Source organism: Staphylococcus sp. EG-SA-15 (assembly GCF_017151895.1).
In the GTDB taxonomy this organism is placed as follows: domain Bacteria; phylum Bacillota; class Bacilli; order Staphylococcales; family Staphylococcaceae; genus Staphylococcus; species Staphylococcus aureus.
The window spans coordinates 377,269-398,153 of the sequence record NZ_JACVZN010000001.1; the positions used below are offsets into that span (position 1 = coordinate 377,269).

At 32.5% G+C, this 20,885-nt stretch carries 24 protein-coding genes; 5 read left to right on the forward strand and 19 right to left on the reverse strand.

All coding sequences use genetic code 11. The features are described 5' to 3' along the window. Window positions 1-58 precede the first annotated feature (58 nt). From IDG64_RS01880 to IDG64_RS01920, 9 genes are all read right to left on the reverse strand, one after another. A complete protein-coding gene (locus tag IDG64_RS01880) occupies window positions 59-595 on the reverse strand; it encodes a flavodoxin family protein (RefSeq protein WP_000633782.1) in 537 nt (178 codons plus the stop codon). Window positions 596-803: 208 nt separating this feature from the next. Further along, window positions 804-1,742 (reverse strand): aldo/keto reductase, encoded by a 939-nt coding sequence (locus IDG64_RS01885; RefSeq protein WP_000808903.1) that lies wholly within the window; start codon window positions 1,740-1,742, stop codon window positions 804-806. Window positions 1,743-2,189: 447 nt separating this feature from the next. After that, window positions 2,190-2,822 (reverse strand): DUF443 family protein, encoded by a 633-nt coding sequence (locus IDG64_RS01890; RefSeq protein ID WP_000226989.1) that lies wholly within the window; start codon window positions 2,820-2,822, stop codon window positions 2,190-2,192. Between the two features lie 139 nt (window positions 2,823-2,961). After that, window positions 2,962-3,582, reverse strand: coding sequence for a DUF443 family protein (locus tag IDG64_RS01895; RefSeq protein ID WP_000882092.1), 621 nt, complete (start codon window positions 3,580-3,582; stop codon window positions 2,962-2,964). A gap of 22 nt (window positions 3,583-3,604) precedes the next feature. After that, window positions 3,605-3,721: a hypothetical protein gene (locus IDG64_RS01900; protein WP_001788281.1), complete on the reverse strand. Its 117-nt coding sequence runs from the start codon at window positions 3,719-3,721 to the stop codon at window positions 3,605-3,607. 56 nt (window positions 3,722-3,777) lie between these two features. Further along, complete coding sequence (locus IDG64_RS01905) at window positions 3,778-4,407, reverse strand: DUF443 domain-containing protein (RefSeq protein ID WP_001834198.1); 630 nt, start codon at window positions 4,405-4,407, stop codon at window positions 3,778-3,780. 74 nt (window positions 4,408-4,481) lie between these two features. Further along, window positions 4,482-5,102 (reverse strand): DUF443 domain-containing protein, encoded by a 621-nt coding sequence (locus IDG64_RS01910; RefSeq protein ID WP_014533155.1) that lies wholly within the window; start codon window positions 5,100-5,102, stop codon window positions 4,482-4,484. A gap of 3 nt (window positions 5,103-5,105) precedes the next feature. Further along, a complete protein-coding gene (locus tag IDG64_RS01915) occupies window positions 5,106-6,512 on the reverse strand; it encodes a T7SS effector LXG polymorphic toxin (RefSeq protein ID WP_025176421.1) in 1,407 nt (468 codons plus the stop codon). 465 nt (window positions 6,513-6,977) lie between these two features. After that, window positions 6,978-7,079: a hypothetical protein gene (locus IDG64_RS01920; protein WP_001788276.1), complete on the reverse strand. Its 102-nt coding sequence runs from the start codon at window positions 7,077-7,079 to the stop codon at window positions 6,978-6,980. A gap of 57 nt (window positions 7,080-7,136) precedes the next feature. Here IDG64_RS01920 and hypR point away from each other — a divergent pair, with 57 nt between their 5' ends. Together hypR and merA are read left to right on the forward strand one after the other, a co-directional pair. After that, complete coding sequence (gene hypR / locus IDG64_RS01925) at window positions 7,137-7,577, forward strand: redox-sensitive transcriptional regulator HypR (RefSeq protein WP_001047239.1); 441 nt, start codon at window positions 7,137-7,139, stop codon at window positions 7,575-7,577. Further along, window positions 7,564-8,886 (forward strand): hypothiocyanous acid reductase MerA, encoded by a 1,323-nt coding sequence (gene merA, locus IDG64_RS01930; protein WP_000860599.1) that lies wholly within the window; start codon window positions 7,564-7,566, stop codon window positions 8,884-8,886. Before hypR ends, merA begins: the two co-directional genes overlap by 14 nt. A 51-nt stretch (window positions 8,887-8,937) precedes the next feature. Here the strand turns inward: merA and IDG64_RS01935 are convergent, their stop codons facing one another. The 6 genes from IDG64_RS01935 to pta form a co-directional block, all read right to left on the reverse strand. Continuing rightward, window positions 8,938-9,279 carry a YuzB family protein gene (locus IDG64_RS01935; RefSeq protein WP_000798967.1) on the reverse strand — a complete coding sequence of 114 codons (342 nt, stop codon included), beginning with the start codon at window positions 9,277-9,279 and terminating at the stop codon, window positions 8,938-8,940. Window positions 9,280-9,455: 176 nt separating this feature from the next. Further along, on the reverse strand, window positions 9,456-10,532 hold the full coding sequence (locus tag IDG64_RS01940; RefSeq protein WP_000616885.1) for a phosphomevalonate kinase: 1,077 nt from the start codon (window positions 10,530-10,532) through the stop codon (window positions 9,456-9,458). Window positions 10,533-10,544: 12 nt separating this feature from the next. Beyond that, the gene (gene mvaD, locus IDG64_RS01945) at window positions 10,545-11,528 is read right to left on the reverse strand and encodes a diphosphomevalonate decarboxylase (protein ID WP_000597330.1); all 984 of its coding nucleotides are present in this window, start codon (window positions 11,526-11,528) and stop codon (window positions 10,545-10,547) included. 4 nt (window positions 11,529-11,532) lie between these two features. Continuing rightward, a complete protein-coding gene (mvk, locus tag IDG64_RS01950; RefSeq protein ID WP_000197035.1) occupies window positions 11,533-12,453 on the reverse strand; it encodes a mevalonate kinase in 921 nt (306 codons plus the stop codon). A gap of 586 nt (window positions 12,454-13,039) precedes the next feature. Next, window positions 13,040-13,876: a lipoate--protein ligase family protein gene (locus tag IDG64_RS01955; RefSeq protein WP_000362356.1), complete on the reverse strand. Its 837-nt coding sequence runs from the start codon at window positions 13,874-13,876 to the stop codon at window positions 13,040-13,042. Window positions 13,877-13,878: 2 nt separating this feature from the next. Then, window positions 13,879-14,865, reverse strand: a complete 987-nt coding sequence (pta, locus tag IDG64_RS01960) for a phosphate acetyltransferase (RefSeq protein ID WP_000774287.1) — start codon at window positions 14,863-14,865, stop codon at window positions 13,879-13,881. Between the two features lie 167 nt (window positions 14,866-15,032). On the opposite strand from pta, the gene hemQ reads away from it, so the two are divergent. The 3 genes from hemQ (at window position 15,033) to IDG64_RS01975 (ending at window position 17,563) form a co-directional block, all read left to right on the forward strand. After that, window positions 15,033-15,785, forward strand: a complete 753-nt coding sequence (gene hemQ, locus IDG64_RS01965; protein ID WP_000075705.1) for a hydrogen peroxide-dependent heme synthase — start codon at window positions 15,033-15,035, stop codon at window positions 15,783-15,785. Window positions 15,786-16,333: 548 nt separating this feature from the next. Next, window positions 16,334-17,098: a threonine/serine exporter family protein gene (locus IDG64_RS01970; protein WP_000354088.1), complete on the forward strand. Its 765-nt coding sequence runs from the start codon at window positions 16,334-16,336 to the stop codon at window positions 17,096-17,098. 12 nt (window positions 17,099-17,110) lie between these two features. After that, entirely contained in the window at window positions 17,111-17,563 is a 453-nt protein-coding gene (locus tag IDG64_RS01975; RefSeq protein ID WP_000498572.1) for a threonine/serine exporter family protein, read from the forward strand. A gap of 140 nt (window positions 17,564-17,703) precedes the next feature. Here IDG64_RS01975 and IDG64_RS01980 read toward each other — a convergent pair whose 3' ends face one another. From IDG64_RS01980 to IDG64_RS01995, 4 genes are all read right to left on the reverse strand, one after another. Continuing rightward, window positions 17,704-19,188, reverse strand: coding sequence for an APC family permease (locus IDG64_RS01980; RefSeq protein ID WP_000412520.1), 1,485 nt, complete (start codon window positions 19,186-19,188; stop codon window positions 17,704-17,706). A 120-nt stretch (window positions 19,189-19,308) separates the two neighbouring features. Further along, window positions 19,309-19,677, reverse strand: a complete 369-nt coding sequence (locus IDG64_RS01985; protein WP_000765183.1) for a DUF423 domain-containing protein — start codon at window positions 19,675-19,677, stop codon at window positions 19,309-19,311. A 132-nt stretch (window positions 19,678-19,809) separates the two neighbouring features. Then, complete coding sequence (locus tag IDG64_RS01990; protein WP_000934516.1) at window positions 19,810-20,190, reverse strand: DUF5327 family protein; 381 nt, start codon at window positions 20,188-20,190, stop codon at window positions 19,810-19,812. Beyond that, window positions 20,191-20,847 (reverse strand): uracil-DNA glycosylase, encoded by a 657-nt coding sequence (locus tag IDG64_RS01995; RefSeq protein WP_000455256.1) that lies wholly within the window; start codon window positions 20,845-20,847, stop codon window positions 20,191-20,193. It abuts the gene before it with no gap. Window positions 20,848-20,885 lie beyond the last annotated feature (38 nt).

Consider the following 20,885-nt stretch of genomic DNA (forward strand, 5'->3'; position numbering starts at 1 on the left):
AAAATTAAAAATAAAAATAACGAAGCAAAAAATCACTTCGTTTAGTATGAGGTATGTCTTATTGCAATATACTATTCCACTCAGTTGCACGTGCTAAGGCATAGTTGTCTTTCATGATGTCACCAGGCTTTTCAGCAGTTCCAATAATATAACCATTTAAAGTGGCACCTAAAAAGTCTAAACTATATTTCATTTGCGTAATTGCTGGCTTCGCTTTTATTTTTGGACAATCTCCACCAACTAAAATAACTCTAAAATCCTTTTCGGCCATTTGTGCCTTAAAATTAGGATATCGTTTATCTTGTAATGTTTCTGACCAATGTTCGATAAATGCTTTCAATGGTGCTGAAATGCTATACCAATACACTGGTGATGCAAAAATAATTGTATCACTAGCCAATATTTTATCTAGAATCGGCAAATAGTCATCGTCATATGAAGTAATAGTCTCTGCTGTATGTCTCACGTCACGTATCGGTTTAAACTGATGTTGTGTCACGTCAATCCATTGATACTCTAAATCTTGCAAAGCGAATTTTGTTAATTGTGCAGTATTACCGTTTGGTCTACTCCCACCAAACAAAACAGTAATCATTTTAGCCTAACCTCACTTTTGATTAATAAATATCTGTGTTTTTCGTTACCTAATTATACTATCATAAGCTTTGCCTACCGAATAGTAAAACGCTTACAACTTTTATATAAATTTGACGAAATTTCGTCTTCCTTATATAACGTCGTTTGTGATACGGGGCTAATTCATGATGAATTAGATACATATGTCACCATTAAATACAATTCATTTAGTCTTCAATCGGAAACAGTTCATCGATATATTGAATCTCATCATCTGATAAAACGATATCTGCAGCTTTAATATTTTCAACGACTTGTTCTGCACGTTTTGCACCAGGAATAATCACATCGATAGCTGGTCTCGTTAAATAAAATGCTAATACAATGTTCGCAATTGAAGTTTGATGTGCTGCAGCTAGGCTTTCCAAAGCTTTTACGCGACGCACATTCTCTTCAAAAACACCAGGTATAAAATCACGACGTGTAGTACGATGGTCACTAAATTTAGTGTTCTCATCATATTTTCCAGCTAAAATACCGGATGCTAATGGGAAATAAGGAATAAATGTGATTTGGTGATCAACACAATATTGCAATACTGCCTCATTTTCGCGGTGCAATAAATTATATTCTAACTGTACAACATCAACGTAACCATCTTTATTTGCTTCTTTAAGTTGATCTAATGTGAAATTTGATACACCAATGGCTTTAATCTTCCCTTGTTCCTTAAGCTCTTGTAATGCTGCAACTGCTTGATCTTTCGGAGTGTTGTCATCCGGAAAATGAATATAATATAAATCGATATAATCAGTTTGTAGACGTTTCAAACTATTCTCAACTTGTTGTTTTAAATATTCAGGTTGATTGTTCTGATGTACTTCTTGATTTTCATCAAATTCACGAGACCCTTTTGTAGCAATTTTAATTTGCTCTCGCGGATATTCTTTAACAACTTCTCCAACCAATTCTTCTGATCGTTCTGGCCCATAAATATATGCCGTATCTAATAAATTAATACCATGATTAATGGCTTGACGAACAACATCTTTTCCTTGTTCTTCATCTAAGTTCGGATATAAATTATGCCCACCTACTGCGTTCGTCCCAAGTGCGATTGGAAACACTTCAACATCAGATTTACCTAAGTTTACAAATTGCTTCATTAGACCCAGCTCCTTATCTTTATAACTTTTCCACTATCACACTACCATGATTTAATACAACTTCCAAATGTTAGAATTAGGGTTTGAATTTAGGCGGTGTTTTAGAAAAACGTTATGTAGAACTCAGTTAAAATAAGTATTGTTTAAGTTGATATTCACATAGCGCGATTGCTCGTTGACCTTTAAATTACATGTACTTTTGAATCAGAAATTGAAAAACATTTAAGAACGACAACATTAAAGCCATTACAAATTCAATTAGAAATACTATAATGTTTTGATTTGCATAACAAAGAAATTAAAACTGTTAATATTAACATGGGATATCCATTATAAAATATTCATCTTTGTAGTTGATAATTCTATATTTCGGATTTTTATTCATTCTATCTATGAGTCAAATTTTTATATTAAATTTAATAATTTTAGATTTAAAAAACTCATTTATTATTCAGCTTTTTTAAGAAGTATTACATGAGCTTTTTTAATGCCAATGGGAACAATGTTTATAAAAAAGAAAAACATAGTTACTGCACCCCAACAGATAAATATAATTATATTTTGAACATCTATAGTTATCAGGGCATATAAAGTGAAAAATGAAAAACCACCGAAATATAAATATGCAAATATTATAAAGAAAAAATGTTTTAAATTAGGTAGCAATATCATTTTCTGACTTTTTTCTTTATTCATAGTAAAAACACTTAATGCTAGCCTACGATTTAAATTTAGGTAGAAAAATAAAATACCAAGAAATACAACAAAAAATATGGCTATTACTATTGTTTTTTCCAATCTAACATTAAATAAAGGCATATACTTTCTAAAAGTCACACTAAATAAAACTGAACTACCTAATGCTGGCCAAAATGCATTGTTTTTAGCAGGTTTGAAAGTATTTAAACTTTCTAATTCTTCTTGACTGATCTTGATGTATCTTTTTGGTGTCAACCAATTAAGCAATGGAATGAATAAAACTAACCAATTATTTATTATATTCACCATCAAATATTCATCATTATATTTAATAATTCTATATTTGGGATTTTTGTATATAGCTATTACCTCGCAAACCAATGTCTCCACATCCCTTTAATTTTATGTGTAATACATTTTTCGATACTTCAAAAGACATTAAAATATTATCAACTTACTATCATTAAAAATTTTATTCATTGTTATTTGCATATCTTTAATCTGAATTTATTACCACCATTTAATTTTTAAGTATGACATGAATGTTTTTATCTATAATTAAAGCTATATTCACTAGAAAAAAACCCATTATTGCTGTAATCCAAGCAAAATATACTATTATGTTTTGATAACTCATTGATAATAGAGCATATGAGAAAACCACTGTCCAAAAAATTAAAAAAACATATCCGAACAATGTGAAACAAAAATTTTTTAGTGTTGGTATTAAGATGATTTTCGACCTTTTATTTTTAGTATTATAAATATTTAAAGATGATTTTTTAATTAGGCGTACATAAAATATTAAAATCCCTATAAATGTGATACAACATATGGCAATAACTAATTTTTTATCAAGTTGAGTGTCAAGTAAATGCGTATACTTTCTTAATGTAACTGCGAATAAAGTAGAGATACCTGCAACTGGCCAAAAAACATTCTTTTTAGCAGGTTTAACAATATTTAAATTTTCAAACTCTTCTCTACTAATTTTGACGTATCTTTTGGTGATGAACCAATTAATAAAAGGAAAAAACAAACTAATCCAAGTGCTTATTATATCGATCATTAAGTACTCATCATTATATTTAATAATTCTATATTTTGGATTTTTATTGATGATTTTAGATTCGCATAGCATTGATTATCAATTCCACCTTATTCTAATTATTTTTTATTTGAAGAGTGGCTAACATAATATAATTAGTTATTAATTCGCTTTTTATAACTTTAGCTGTTTTATTTCCCTGTTCTAAGATAGCTCCTCGATTTAAAATCATTGCTTTTTATGAACCAACATTTAAGTATCCGATACTACCTAAGTTAATCAATTTTACTACTTATTTGTTTTTAAAATAACATGAATATTTTTATCTAAAACCGATGACATATTCAGTAGAAAGAAGCATGCAGTCATGCCAATTAAAGCAAGAAATTCTATTATATTTTGAGGGGATGAAGTTACTAACATACTCAGAGCCATTGTTGACAATCCACCAAATAATATATAAGCAAATAAAGATAAACAAATATTTTTAAATGTAGGTATTAATATGATCTTTTCGTTATTACTTTTATTTTTATCAAAAATATGTAACTTCAATTTTGTATTTATATATATAAACAATGCGAAAACACCTAGAAGTATCATGCAGCATGTTAATATAACTAATTCTTTTTCTAAATGGATATTAAGCAAATAAATATATTTTCTTGTTAAGGTTGTTAATAACACTGCAAATCCTGCAACAGGCCAGAAAGTATTATTTTTAGCGGGTTTGACAATATTTAAACTTTCAAATTCTTCTCTACTAATTTTCACGTACTTTTTGGGAATAAACCAATTAATCATGGGCAAAAAATAAGCAATCCAAGTACTTACTAAATCAACCATGAAATACTCCTCATTATATTTAATGATCCTGTATTTTGGGTTTTTATTAATGACTCGAGATTCACAAAGCACTGTTTATCACTTCCTACTTTTACTTAGTAATCTTTATTTGAAGAACGGTTAACATAATATTGTTAGTCATTTTTCTACCTTTTTATAACATATACTTTTTTATTGACTACCAAAGCTACATTACTAAGTAAGAACATTATTACAAGCATAATCCAAGTAATAAATAAAATGATGTTTTGAATACCTTCTGTGATAAACATATAAAAAGCAAGTATGCTTAAACCACCAAAAATAATATACGAAAGGAGCATTAAGCATAAATTTTTAAAAGTTGGTATTAAAATTATCTTTTCATCACAGTTATTTCTATCATAAACATTTAATTTAGATTTCGAATTAATATATAAAGCTGAAAGGAAAACCCCCAAAAGTACGAGACAACATAAAATATTTACAGCAATTTGATTAACTTGTATATTTAACAACTGTATATATTTTCTCGTCAATACTGCCAATAAAACTGATCCCCCACCTGCTATCCATCCAGCTGAGCTACTATTTTTCGGTGTAAATGTATTTAATTCTTCAAACTCACTTTGACTAATCTTCGCATATTTCTTAGGTACACCCCAATTAAGCATTGGAATGAAGAAGAAAATCCAAGAACTAGTTACATCAACCATTAAAAACTCGTTCTTATATTTTATAATTTTATATCTCGGGTTCTTATTTATATTTTTTGATTCACAAATCAACACTTACCACTCCCATTTCATAGGGTTTATATGATTGCTAATACTTTTTGTAGCTTCACCAACGACATTTCCAATGCTATCTACTGTATTTACCGTTGACTTTTTGAAATTATCAATACCTTCATCTATCTTATGTCCAACCCAATCAGTTTTATCTTTTAACCCCAAAATATTTGCTTGGTAAGCCCAATCAGCAAGGTGGGTAGCTCCAATACCTACTGCCAAACCTCCTAAAGCAGCCCAACCAACTGGGTTACTAGCAAGTGCGACTATTGTTGCTGAAGTAGCAATTCCAGCACCAGTACCTATTCCTGTAGTTAAAGCATTATGCGACAACGCCTCCCCAAATGTTTTATCATCATTTGCAAGGTCATCATACATACCTATACCAAATCCTACACCTGCAACACCTTTACCTAGATATTTTCCACCTTTAGCAAATTTACTACCATTTTCTATAAACACATTACCTGATGTACGTTTGACTTCCACAAATGAATTTGGACCGGCTGGGCCTTTCACTCCACCTGCTGTATTGATAAATACACCGAATTTACTTGCATTTATACCGCCTTGCTCTAAAAGTGTTGAAGTGATATCTAATCCTATATCTCTTTTAATACTGTCTTTATTGTCATTTATATATTTCATTATACTTTTCGGGATATCGTCTTCTGGATGCTCTTTGGCATATGCCTTTATAACAGCAAAGTCTGCTTTATTTAAAGTTTCTTTCTCTGCTTTATGTTCAATTTTCCCCATAGCAACTTTCAAATATTTTTCATGACTTGCTTTAGCCCAATCAAGTTCTTTAGCTGAAGGTATATTAAATTGATTTGTTGAAAAGTTCCAAAAATTCTGCGCTTGGGTAAGTCCTTGTTGGACAATTTTTTGAAATTCTTCAACTTCTTTAAATATTTCTGGTGATTTTTGATTAAACTCACGCAATTTGCGTAGCTTCTCTTCTAATTCATGTTTTTGTTGACCTAATGTTCGTATTATTTGTTGGTTCGATGAAATGGCTTGCTGATTATCGGAAGCATGCTTTTTCAAATTGTTATTCAAATTTTCATATCGCGTAATTTGTTGACTTAATGATCTGATATCTTCTTCAAGCTCTGATTCTTTTAAAGATATGCTATCAACCTCACTCGTATAACGTGACACAAAATTATCGCAAGCTTGCTTCGTTAAATCACTCAATGTTTTCATACTTGTTGATAATGGAATTAACACCGTACTAAAAAATTGCTTAGCTGACGTATACGCTTTCCCTTTAAGCGCATCATCATTAATAAATTGAGTAATTGCTTTTTCCAACGCATCATAATTTGAATTCATTGTTTGACTCAAATTCCCCACACTTGAAGCTTGGTTTCGAGATCTGTCTAAATACATGTCAATACTCATCGGCATGCTCCTTTTTCAAAAATATATGATTTTCAAACTATTTAAAATCAAATGCTTTTTACATCTACAAAGTTGTAAAATTTTAAAACTCGGCGATGATTATTTCTTATGTAAAGGAGTCTAGATGCAGGTAAATTGAGATAACATGTCGCCTTTTTTCTTATTTTAGCATATGGATATAATGGTGTCTTTGTATATTCGCAATTAATCAATAAAAATTATCTTTCAATATTTTAATTTTATTGCGACAACATCCTTAACATTAAATATATTAATATCTCAAAATATATTCACTATTAAAATATGTCATCAGTTGTTAAAAGTATTTCCTCATCATGCGAAATATCAAAACGTATCTAAAATACGAATAAGTTTATACAATCACACAACATCATCATTCAAAATTTTATTGCTCTCATTTTCAATATTCATTTCATATCTATCAGTTCATACATAATTAAAATTTCAATTGTGCAATCTCACCGTTAATGCATCAACTTTCAAACAATAAATCATCACAATAACCACACCTAATTCAACACTTTTCAAACATAAGTATTGACACATTGAGCAAAATGATTTTTAATTGTAACTAATACAGTTACAATTATGAGGTGAGAAACATTGAATTTAGAATTTAACATTGCCGTGCATGTATTAGCTTTTTTAACTAAGCATCATTCAGAAAAATTCAATAGTAGTTCATTAGCAGAATTAACTTGTTTAAATCCTGTTCAATTACGACGCGTGACGACTCAACTTGTCGATTTAAAAATGATTGACACAATACGAGGTAAAGATGGCGGTTATTTAGCAAATGATCAAAGTGCTGATGTCTCTCTAGCAACATTATATAAACATTTTGTCTTAGAGAAAGAACACCACACACGTCTATTTACTGGCGACGAAGGCAGTCACTGTCAAATTGCTCGTAATATTGCAACTACCATGTCACATTATCAGCAAGACGAACAGAATATCATTATTAATTTTTATAATGGAAAAACAATCAAAGATGTCATTGAAGACATTCAAAAGGAGGATTTATGTCATGAAAACATATGATTTAATTGTAATAGGATTTGGGAAAGCTGGTAAAACTTTAGCGAAATACGCTGCATCAACAGGTCAACACGTCGCAGTTATCGAACAATCTTCGAAAATGTATGGAGGCACTTGTATAAATATAGGATGTATACCTTCGAAGACACTTGTACATGATGGATTAGAAGGCAAATCTTTTGAAGCAAGTTATAACCGTAAAAACGATGTTGTCAATGGGCTAAACAATAAAAATTACCACTTATTAGCAGACGATAACAACATTGATGTACTGGATTTTAAAGCGCAGTTTAAATCTAATACTGAAGTGAATTTATTAGATCAACATGACGATATCGTCGATAGTATTACTGCACCTCATATCATTATTAATACCGGTGCTACCTCTGTCATTCCTAACATTAAAGGCCTTGATCAAGCTAAACACGTCTTCGATTCGACAGGTTTATTAAACATTAGCTATCAACCTAAGCACCTCGTTATTGTAGGTGGCGGTTATATCGCCTTAGAATTTGCTTCAATGTTTGCGAATTTAGGTAGTAAGGTAACAGTATTAGAACGTGGCGAATCATTTATGCCACGCGAAGATCAAGATGTCGTTGCACATGGTATTACTGACTTAGAAAATAAAGGCATTGCATTGCATACAAATGTTGAAACGACTGAATTGTCATCTGACAATCATCATACAACAGTCCATACCAACGTTGGTAACTTTGAGGCTGATGCAGTACTTTTGGCTATCGGGCGCAAACCGAATACGGATTTAGCTTTAGAAAATACTGATATCGAATTAGGCGACAGAGGCGAAATTAAAGTCAATGCTCATCTTCAAACAACTGTGCCGCATATTTATGCTGCAGGTGATGTTAAAGGCGGACTTCAATTTACGTATATATCTTTAGATGATTATCGAATTATCAAATCAGCGTTATATGGTAATCAGTCACGTACGACTGACAATAGAGGCAGCGTGCCTTATACAGTATTTATAGATCCACCATTATCACGTGTTGGATTAACTAGTAAAGAAGCTGCCGCTCAACATTATGATTACACTGAACATCAACTTTTAGTAAGTGCTATACCTCGTCATAAAATTAACAATGATCCAAGAGGTTTATTTAAAGTAGTCATTAATAATGAAAATAATATGATTTTAGGTGCTACATTATATGGTAAGCAATCTGAAGAATTAATTAATATAATTAAACTTGCGATTGATCAAAACATTCCATATACCGTATTACGAGATAATATTTATACGCATCCTACGATGGCCGAATCATTTAATGATTTATTTAATTTCTAGACAAAACATAAAAACCTGGTGGCACGCATTGAATGATGCTGCCATCAGGCTTTATTGTTGTGCTTTTCGCTTTTCTAATTTTTCTTTAAGCTTTCTATCTTGTTCTTCTTTACGACGTTTACGTTCTTCATGTCGTTTTCTTAAACGCTCTTCTTCTTCAGGATCACGTGGTTTCTTTAATTGTTGAGAAACTTTTTCGATTAATTCTTCTTCAGTAAGCGCAGCCAGTGGGCGGTTATTAACAAAAGTGAATGTTTTTCGGCGTCCAGGTCCACAATAAGATTGACAACCTATCACGATTTCAGCATCGGGATCTAATTTTTCCAACTTCTTTTGTAACGTTCTTATATTGACTGCCTGACATTCATCACAAATAAGGAATGTATTTTTCATATTGCTACCCACCTTTCTTTATCATATCTATATCGTCGATTTCATTAATTTTTTCGTTAACTCTATCTATTTTACTCTTTTTAATATTTTTTTCAAGATACGTAACACGGCTGACAATAAAAAATGGAGCATTTATCTTCTAATTAAATTAGATGATTGCTCCCCTATCAAATCATTTATTGCCCATGATAAATATTAAATTTTAATGGTTTAATACCATGTTTTGTCCATTCATCATAAATTTTTTCTTTATCTACATCTTTATTGATAATTGTAATACCACAGTCTCCACCACCAGCGCCTGATGTTTTAGATGCGCCGTGATACTTTTCAGCAATATCACACAAATATTTTAGCTTTTCAGTTTCTATATCAACTGTAGCTTCTTTATCCATACGTTGAATAATTGTACGATTCTGACGCACCATCTTTTGCACACCTTTAATATTATTTGTTTTAAAAGCATGAATAAGTTTTTCAACACAACGATGTGAATCTTCTAAGAAGTCACCGTAAAATGAAGGATCTGATTTCAAACGTTTCACTTCGCTAACAAAGTGTGGTGATGACGCCGGTGAGCCAGTCCAACCGATAAGTACTTCCATATTTTCAGGTGCTTGTAATGGTTCGATGTGCAATCCAGGCCAGTTTTTGATTAAAACTTCTTCAACCGTAGTATCTTCAATTTGATGCTTAACCCATTCATGATCAAAAGTACTATACGCTAGCCATCCACTATATACACTCACAGCAATATCTCCGCATGAACTTAAACTTTGTAACTTCATATTTGCAATCACTGCTAGTTTATAAATGTATAAATTAGATAACTTCATATCATAAAATTCATTTAATACTTTTATAACTGACACAAGTACTGCTGCACTTGAACCTAATCCATATTTATGACCATTTGAATCATCTAAATTACTATCAATAGTCAGATGAAAATGCTTCATCGCTATATCGCAACTTTTCGCGTATTGTTCAAATATTTCAATAGCTGTGACCACATAATTTAATTGTTTTGCTGCATGTGGATCTGAAATGACAATACTATCTTCATCTCTACTAAATGTAACTGGGTTATGATGTAATGCTTTTGAATGAATGGTACCTTTATATTGGTCTGCTTCTTCAATAGTAGCAGTTACAAAACGATCTAACGCAATAAGTACAGATTTATATCCTGGTTCTGTTACAGCATATTCTCCAGCAATATAAAGTTTTCCGGGTGCTTTGACCTGAATCATTTTATCTCTTCCTTACTCAATTATTTCAATTCCTGTGGCAATAATGTCACTATCAATAATTTGGTTATTATCAAACTGTGTTAATAATTTATCTATAATCTGTTGCTTGTTTTTCTTTTCTACAAGTATTTTCACATTAGGACCCGCATCCATCGTAAAATAACACGGATATCCCGCTTCTCGGCATTCGTGAACGAGCGCCATGACATCATAACTTTCTTGCACAAGATATGTGAACGGCGGTGTTGATCCTAGATTCGTGGCATGCATACGCAAACCATTTTCTTCAATTACTTCACCAAGGCGTTTAAAATCTTTGTCTTGAATCGCTGCTTTTGCTTCAGTTAAATCTTCATCAATATGATCTAACCAATATTGATAAAACCTTGATGTGTTTCGTGTCAACGACATACCATATCGACTAGGTACCTTTTTAGAATGTTGATTAATCACAACAAATATCATGGCAAGGTCATCTTCAAAATGATTCGATTCAAGTGGAACGGCATATGACGTCTCATCATTATACCCTTTTTCCCATTCTGCAAATCCACCATAAATACTACGCGATGCAGAACCCGAACCAATTCGCGCCAATCTCGATAAATCCTTATCTGACAGCTGCAAGTCTAGTGCTTGATTACAAGCTGCTGCTAAAGCTGCATATGCGCTTGCTGATGAAGCCAACCCTGCTGCTGTTGGTACAAAATTGTCGCTTTCAATTTCTGCATACCAATCGATGCCAGCTCTATTTCTGACAATATCCATATATTTTGAAATTTTCTCTAATTCTTTGCCACTAACCTTTTCACCATTCAACCAAAATTGATCCTGTGTTAACTGGTCGTTAAAAGTGACTTTCGTTTCAGTGTAAAATTTTTCTAATGTAACAGATATGCTATTATTCATTGGAATGATTAGTGCTTCATCTTTTTTACCCCAATATTTTATAAGTGCAATATTCGTATGTGCACGTGCTTTGCCACTTTTAATCAACGCATTAACCTCCTAAATTCTCAATCCAAGTATGTGCTGCACCAGCTTTTTCTACAGCTTTTACAATATTTTTCGCTGTTGGTAAATCTTTGGCAAGCAATAACATACTTCCGCCACGACCAGCACCAGTAAGTTTTCCAGCAATCGCACCATTTTCTTTACCAATTTTCATTAATTGTTCTATTTTATCATGACTAACTGTCAACGCCTTTAAATCCGCATGACATTCATTAAAAATATCCGCTAAGGCTTCAAAGTTATGATGTTCAATCACATCACTCGCACGTAAAACTAACTTACCGATATGTTTTACATGTGACATGTACTGAGAATCCTCACAAAGTTTATGAACATCTTCTACCGCTTGTCTTGTTGAACCTTTCACACCAGTATCTATAACAACCATATAGCCGTCTAAACTTAACGTTTTCAATGTTTCAGCATGACCTTTTTGGAACCAAACTGGTTTGCCTGATACAATCGTTTGCGTATCAATACCACTTGGTTTACCATGTGCAATTTGCTCTGCCCAATTTGCCTTTTCAATGAGTTCTTCTTTCGTTAATGATTTCCCTAAAAAATCATAACTTGCACGAACAAAAGCAACCGCGACAGCTGCACTCGATCCTAATCCACGTGATGGTGGTAAATTCGTTTGGATCGTTACTGCTAGCGGCTCTGTAATATTATTTAATTCTACAAAACGGTTCACCAAAGACTTAAGATGGTCAGGCGCATCATATAACATACCATCGTAAACATCGCTTTTAATAGACGAATAGTTCCCGCTCTCTAAGGCTTCTATTAAAACTTTGATTTTACCTGCGTTAAACGGTACTGCAATAGCAGGCTCTCCAAATGTAACAGCATGTTCTCCTATTAAAATAATCTTACCTGTCGATTCCCCATATCCTTTTCTTGTCATGTCAATATCACCTTTTATATTTATCCTATACTTGATTCATTATTTTTATTTATTAGTAAAAGACATCATATTCTAAGTTGCATACGCATTCGCGTTAAATTTCATTGCAGTCTTTATCTCACATTATTCATATTATGTATAATCTTTATTTTGAATTTATATTTGACTTAACTTGATTAGTATAAAACTAACTTTCGTTTACTTCAAAGTTTAAATCTTATCGAGTGATATTTCAGATTCTTTATCTTTTTATAAAATAGCCCTACAATTTATAATTTTCCACCCTAACTATAATACTACAAATAATAATTGGAATATATAGATTTACTACTAAAGTATTAGAACATTTCAATAGAAGGTCGTTTCTTTCATAGTCATACGCATTATATATACCCTATTCTCAATCTATTTAATACGTAAAACATGAAATTTTCTTATTAAATTTATTATTTCCATCATATCATTACTTTTAATTTAATGATGTTCAATTTAAATATTAGGTCAATAACATATTTATGCTTTTTATGGATACTTTCAAAAATAACAGCCCCAAACGCTAACTTGAAAGGGGCTGTTAAATATTTAACTATTGCATTTGATCTATCATTTTCTTGTTTCTTTCAATCATTTTATCAAAATACGTATCGTATCTTTGCCATTCTTCTTGAGTAATTGGCGTCATATTTAATACACCACCAAGATCTTTGATTGCATATAATAGTAAAAACATTACATCTTGAACAGTAATCGTTTTGTTAAGCAATGTCTCTAATGAGGCCATACAAGATGGTTCAATTTCAGGATATTTAAATTTAGTCACTTCACCTTTTAAAGCATGTTCATAAAATGTTTGCATCATCAATGCACGTTCTGAACCAGAGCCTTCAACACAAAGATAAATTTGTACAGCAATACCGCCTCTAACTCTTCGTTGCGATATGCCTGCAAATTTCTTACCATCGATACTTAAGTCAAATTTTCCTGGGCAATAAGAATGTTCAATTTCCATCGTATCAATATCAACATTCTCATCTTCGAACATTTTGCTAATTAAGAGGTACATCACAGTAAACGCTTCATCAATCGTTGTTTCTGTTTGTCCTTTGAACATCAGCGATATATTTAATACACCTTGATCTAGAACGACACCTAAGCCACCAGAATTTCTAACAATGGCATTATAACCAATCTCATTCGTTAAATAATCAATGCCATCTTTTAAAAACGGCAATCTTGAATCATGAATACCAAGAATAACAGTATGTTGATGAATCCAAGTACGCACAACATTATCTGATATATCTTTGCCCACACTTTCGCAAAATGTATCATCGAATGCGAAAGATTGCATAGGTTCTAATCCAGAAGAATGATCGATATATCGCCAGTTGACGCCATTAAAATATTTACTCGCTAAATCCATCGTTATTGTAAGGCTTGCGCTGCTGTAATAATTGAAAGATTGTATACATCTTCAATTGAGCAGCCACGTGATAAGTCATTTACTGGAGAATTTAAACCTTGTAATACTGGACCAACTGCATCATATCCACCTAAACGTTGTGCAATTTTGTAACCAATATTACCAGCTTCTAAACTTGGGAATACAAAGACATTTGCATCACCTTGTAATTTAGCACCTGGCGCTTTTTTCTCAGCAACACCTGGTACAATCGCAGCATCAAATTGGAATTCGCCATCAATGATTGCTTCTAATTTTTCTTCTTCAGCTTTTTGTTGTGCTAATTTGACAGCTTCTTGAACTTTTGTCACGTCGTCTGATTTAGCAGACCCTTTTGTTGAAAAGCTTAACATCGCAACTTTTGGATCCATGCCAAAGCTTAATGCTGATTTTGCACTTTCTACTGCAATTTCTGCAAGTCCTTGTGAATCAAGTTCTGGATTGATTGCACAATCACCAAAGATGTATTGTTCATCACCTTTAATCATAAAGAAGATACCTGATGTTCTTGATACACCTGGTTTCGTTTTGATGATTTGTAAAGCTGGACGCACAGTGTCGCCTGTTGAATGTGCTGCACCACTAACTAAACCATCTGCTTTACCAGCATAAACAAGCATTGTACCGAAGTAGTTCACATTGTTTAATAATTCTTGCGCTTGTTCTTCAGTCGCTTTACCTTTACGTCGTTCAACAAATGATTGGACTAATTCAGCTTTCAATTCACTTGTCGCAGGATTAATTAATTCAATATTAGAAATATCAAGATTAAGTTTTTGCGCTAAAGATTGAACCTTAGTCTCATCACCTAACACGATTGGTGTAACATAATCTGTTGCTTGTAATTGTGTTGCAGCTGTTAGAACACGTTCGTCCTCTCCTTCAGGTAATACGATTTTAACGTTTTTACCAGAAAGTTTGTCTTTTAATACATTTAATAAATCAGCCATAATGTCCTCCTGTAATATAAATCTTATTAATCATTCACGGTATAATTATACGCCATTTTATTTCATAATGCCACGTCACCAATTTGTAATCATAATTTTATCGTTACCCCTTTGCTTTATGATAAAATTTATAAAGAACTGATGATTTTTGAAAAGGAGCGATAAACATGAGTCAAGCAGCCGAAACATTAGATGGTTGGTATAGTCTACATTTATTTTATGCAGTTGATTGGGCATCATTACGTATAGTTCCAAAGGACGAACGCGATGCACTTGTCACTGAATTTCAATCATTTTTAGAAAATACAGCAACTGTAAGATCATCAAAATCTGGTGATCAAGCTATTTATAATATAACTGGTCAAAAAGCAGATTTGTTATTATGGTACTTACGTCCTGAAATGAAGTCTTTAAATCATATTGAAAATGAATTTAACAAATTGCGCATTGCTGACTTCTTAATCCCTACATATTCATATGTATCAGTCATTGAATTGAGCAATTATTTAGCTGGTAAATCTGATGAAGATCCTTATGAGAACCCTCATATCAAAGCAAGATTATACCCAGAATTACCACATTCTGATTATATTTGTTTCTATCCAATGAACAAACGTCGTAATGAAACTTATAACTGGTACATGTTAACTATGGAAGAACGCCAAAAATTAATGTATGACCATGGTATGATTGGTAGAAAATATGCTGGCAAAATCAAACAATTTATTACTGGTTCTGTAGGGTTTGATGATTTCGAATGGGGCGTAACATTGTTCTCAGATGACGTATTACAATTCAAAAAAATTGTATACGAAATGCGCTTTGATGAAACAACAGCACGATACGGTGAATTCGGTAGTTTCTTTGTAGGACATATTATTAACACAAACGAATTCGATCAATTCTTTGCGATTTCTTAATACATTGGTACGTTTATAAATTAATAAAAAAATTCCAAGCTTATCGGTTTAAGCTTGGAATTTTTCGTTTATCTTCAGTATATTCCCGTATACATAAGACGTGATTTGGTAAATAGTTGAAATCTGTATGTTTAAACTTATATATATGTGCTAATGTATTATCAATAACAAAGTACACTTTGCTCATAGCAAAGTGTACCCGAGTAGTCTTCCTTGGGAGAACTTTAACTACTATCACTACATATAAACGTTAACCTCAATAGAAATTATACAGTCGCTACTCTATACAATTTTTGTAATGGTTAACTAATATTATTTTAACCTATTTGAAATATTTGAAACATATTTTTGTCGAATTTTTTTCAATAATTTTTCCTTTTTATACTTCAAGAGAATTTTAACTACTAAAAATTCCGATGATTATTATTACAATAGTATCAAATATTAGTTTTTTAAAATCAATAACAACTTATCAAAAAGCTCATGTGGTTATTTTATAGTGTATAAACTATAATGAGTATTAAATTCTTATAAACAATGGTGATGAAATGGACATAAATTCAGAAGAATACAAACAAGAGGTACTTATCAAAGACGTTGTCATGCTTGCTGCTCGCATACTATTAGAATCTGGTGCAGAAGGTACGCGTGTAGAAGATACCATGACACGTATTGCAAAAAAACTTGGTTACAGTGAAAGTAACAGCTTTGTTACAAACACTGTCATCCAGTTTACGTTACATTCGGAATCGTTTCCTAGAATATTTAGAATTACCTCTCGAGATACAAACTTAATAAAAATTTCGCAAGCTAATAAAATTTCGCGTCAAATTACAAATAATGAAATTTCTTTAGCCGAAGCAAAAACGCAACTTGAAAAAATATATGTTGCTAAGCGTGACAGCAGTCTTCCCTTTAAAGGTTTTGCTGCAGCAATGATTGCAATGAGTTTCTTATATTTACAAGGTGGTAGATTGATTGATGTTTTAACTGCGATATTAGCAGGTAGTCTAGGATACCTAGTCACTGAGATTTTAGATCGTAAGTTACACGCACAGTTTATCCCAGAATTCATTGGTTCATTAGTTATTGGGATTATCGCCGTTATTGGACATACACTTATTCCAACAGGTGACTTGGCAACTATTATCATTGCGGCAGTCATGCCTATTGTTCCTGGTGTATTAATAACAAACGCAATACAAGATTTATTTGGTGGACACATGTTGATGTTCACAACGAAATCATTAGAAGCATTGGTTACTGCGTTTGGCATCGGTGCTGGCGTTGGTAGCGTATTAATTTTAGTATAGGAGTATCAGACTATGTTTTGGATCTTAAACTTTATCTTTAGCTTTTTAGCTTCAATGTTCTTCTGCGTCATTTTTGATGCACCTAGAAAATTATATCTATCATGTGGTTTCGTTGGTACATGTGGATGGATGGTTTACACCTTATTCTTCAACGGCTTTAATGTGCACACTATATACTCTAGTTTCTTTGGTAGTTTAGCATTAGGCTTGTTAAGTCATTATATGGCTCGTAAACAAAAAGAACCTGCCATCATTTTTATGGTAACGGGTATCATTCCATTAGTACCAGGTGGATTAGCATACGATGCTACAAAAAATTTAGTCTTATTAAATTTCAGCACAGCAATAAATACAATGTTAGAAGTAACACTTATTGCAGGAGCCATCGCATTAGGTTTATTATTCGCCGACCAAATTTCCAAATTAATTGTTTCTGGGTTCGTGAAATCTTTTAAACGATTATAAATATTGTTAGAAATGGCTCAGCCCAAACTCTTAGCAATTATATATAAGGTTCAGCTGCCTCGTCTTAAATGTCAATTTATAATACAAAAAATCGCACGATACGCCTCCGAATGAAGAAGGTATATTGTGCGATTCTTTTATTATTTAGTTTTTTCTTTTTCAGGTTCTTCAATCATATCATCAACTTCATTTTCACTTCTATTTAAAATCAAGCGACTTAATTCATCATTATCCATATTTTTCAATTTAGGATATCGAATCACAAAGAATATTAAACCGATGATTAACCATCCAAGTAATGCAATATAAGACGGTGCAGTCAGTGCTGCAGGAGAACCTGGCACTAATAACAACGCTAAGAAAATGAATGATACAAATGAGCCGATAATAGCAAACGTTTTGTAAACCGGTGCATACGTATTACTTTGTTTGTTATAACTGAATAATTTCGCTGCAGACAAACATGTAATAAAGTAGGCAATGGATACACCTGTAGATGACATATCTACAATCCAAGTCAATGCAGTTCTTCCTAGCCAAGGTGCAATTAACGACACACCTACTAGGAATATGATTGCGACATATGGTGTTTTGTATTTACTATGTAATTTACTAAACATTGTTGGCATAATACCTGAACGTCCCATAGAAAATAACAAGCGACTTGAACTCATCAAGAATCCATTTAAACCAGTAAATATACCCATCATAATTGCAATTGCTAATACACCTAATCCAATATAACCAAATGCTGTTTGTGTAACAGCACCTGTTAACCACAACTGCCCATTTAAACTTTGATGACTTGTTGATAACCAACCAGTGTATAAAATCATGACAACATAAGTTAATGATGCTGCTAATAAACTGTACACGATAAGCTTAAATGTCTTGTTTGGTGCAAAGTTAAACTCTTCTGCTGTTTGTGGAATATTATCAAATCCAACATATGCCCATGGTGCCACGGATACAACAACCACAATAGACACTAACCATCCTTTGCTAGGTTCAGCTAACGGTTGTAAATTTTCAAGTGCAAAATTATTACCAAAGAATGAACCAAAGAACATCAATAATACGACGATTACCATCGCCACACAGAAATAATATTGTAATGATCCAGATACACTTGCGCCACGAATCGTTACTAGCATGAATACAAGTAGTAATACGGTCGCAATAATGATTTCCGTAATATAAACGTCCCAGCCCGCAATGGTGTATAGTTTCCCATTATTTAAGACATCTGGCAATAAGAATTTAACTAGTAAACTGAATGCGGTCGCATTTAAAGCAACGACACAGACATAACCAAAAGTTAAAAACCATGATGAGAAGAAACTCACATATCTGCCGAAACTTAAGAAACTAAAGGCAAACGCGCCCCCTGATACTGGAAATCTCTCTACTAATGCGCCATAACTAACCGCAATTAATATCATTAATAATGCACCAATAACTATACCAATTGATGCTGCAATCGGACCTGACTGCTTAATCCAGTCTCCTGGTAAGATGAATGCGCCCCATCCGATACATGAACCATATGCAATCGCCCATACAAACTTTTCAGATAGGTTTTGTTTTAAATCGCCTCTATCTATTTGCTTATTCTTTTTTTCCATAAATAAAAACTCACCTCGAAGGTATTCTATACCCAAAAGATGAGTTTGTAACTCTTTTTCTTGATTATTTTTATTAAAAATTTAATGTTTAGTTACATAGGTAATCTAAAGTTTTAAAATTTAACCAGCAAATTTGAATGTCGCAATGATTAACATTATCCATCCAATGATGAACAATACGCCACCAATTGGCGTAATCGCACCTAAAACTTTAATTTGAGTTAATACTAAAATATATAATGATCCACTAAAGAAAATAATACCAGCAAATATTAACCAGCCAGCCCAGTTAACATTGATTGAAGTTGTACCACTAATTACACCTATAATTAATAATGCTAAGCCATGGTACATTTGATACGTCGTTGCTTTTTCCCATACTGATAAATAGTGATCACTTATTTTTCCTTGTAAACCATGCGCACCAAATGCACCTGTTCCGACAGCCATCATCGCGTTTAATGCACCTAAAATAATAAATAATTTCATTGCTACCTCTCCTTATATAATTCAGTATTAATAAATGTTTAAATCCGAACACTCGAATAAAAGTATATGCGTCTTGATTATTAACCTACATACTTAACAAGCTATTAAGTAATTATGTTTCATTGTTGCTTTTTAAAAATCAAATATGGATTCACCATTGCCAATGTCATCATCTGTCGCTAATCTTTGTTGTTGGTTTGAAGGTTGTGAATATGACTTATTATGATGATGTGCTGAATGCGTATTTACTTTACCACCCATCGCTTCAATTTCAGCAGCTGTCACTTGATGAGTTGGCTGCGTTATTTGTGATTGTGGCATTTGATTATGGTTAGCAATACGACGATTCATTTGTTGTTCACCAATATGTGGTGTATTTGATGTTGAAGCATATAAAGATGTTAATATATGTATGGCATACATATGTTTTTCAAAGTCATGGTCATGCTGTGCCTGCTCTGCTTGTACTAATTCTTGCTCAATTCGTGCTATTAAAGTTTCTCTATTCAACATCTACGCCTCACTTTCACACCAATTAATTGGTGATTTTCCTACTGACTCTAAATAGGCATTCGCTTTGGAATACGGTTTTGATCCAAAGAATCCTCTATATGCAGACAGTGGACTAGGATGCACTGATTTTATAATACAATGTTTAGATGTATCGATAAGCTTTATTTTTTGCTGTGCAGGTTTCCCCCACAAAATAAAGACAACATGTTCTTTATAATCAGACACTGCTTTAATAATTTCATCAGTAAATGTTTCCCAACCAATATCACGATGAGAATTTGCTTCACCCTGTCTTACGGTTAAAACTGTATTCAATAACAAGACGCCTTCTCTTGCCCAATCTTGTAAATGCGGTGTTTGTCTAACGCATCCAATATCATCTGCTAATTCTTTATACATATTACGTAAAGATGGAGGGAATTTTGCGTTAGGTTGCACTGAAAATGCTAATCCATGTGCTTGGTTTGGACCATGATACGGGTCTTGTCCTAATATAACAACTTTGATATTTTCAAACGGTGTTAAATCAAACGCTTGATATATATTTTCCCTATCAGGGTATACGATTGCAGTCGAATATTCTTTTTCTAAAAAATCATGCATAGCTTTAAAGTCATGTTTCGTTGTTATGTCATGAAAAATTTGCGACCATTCCATTCAATCTCACCTCAGGACATATTTTAACATATCACACT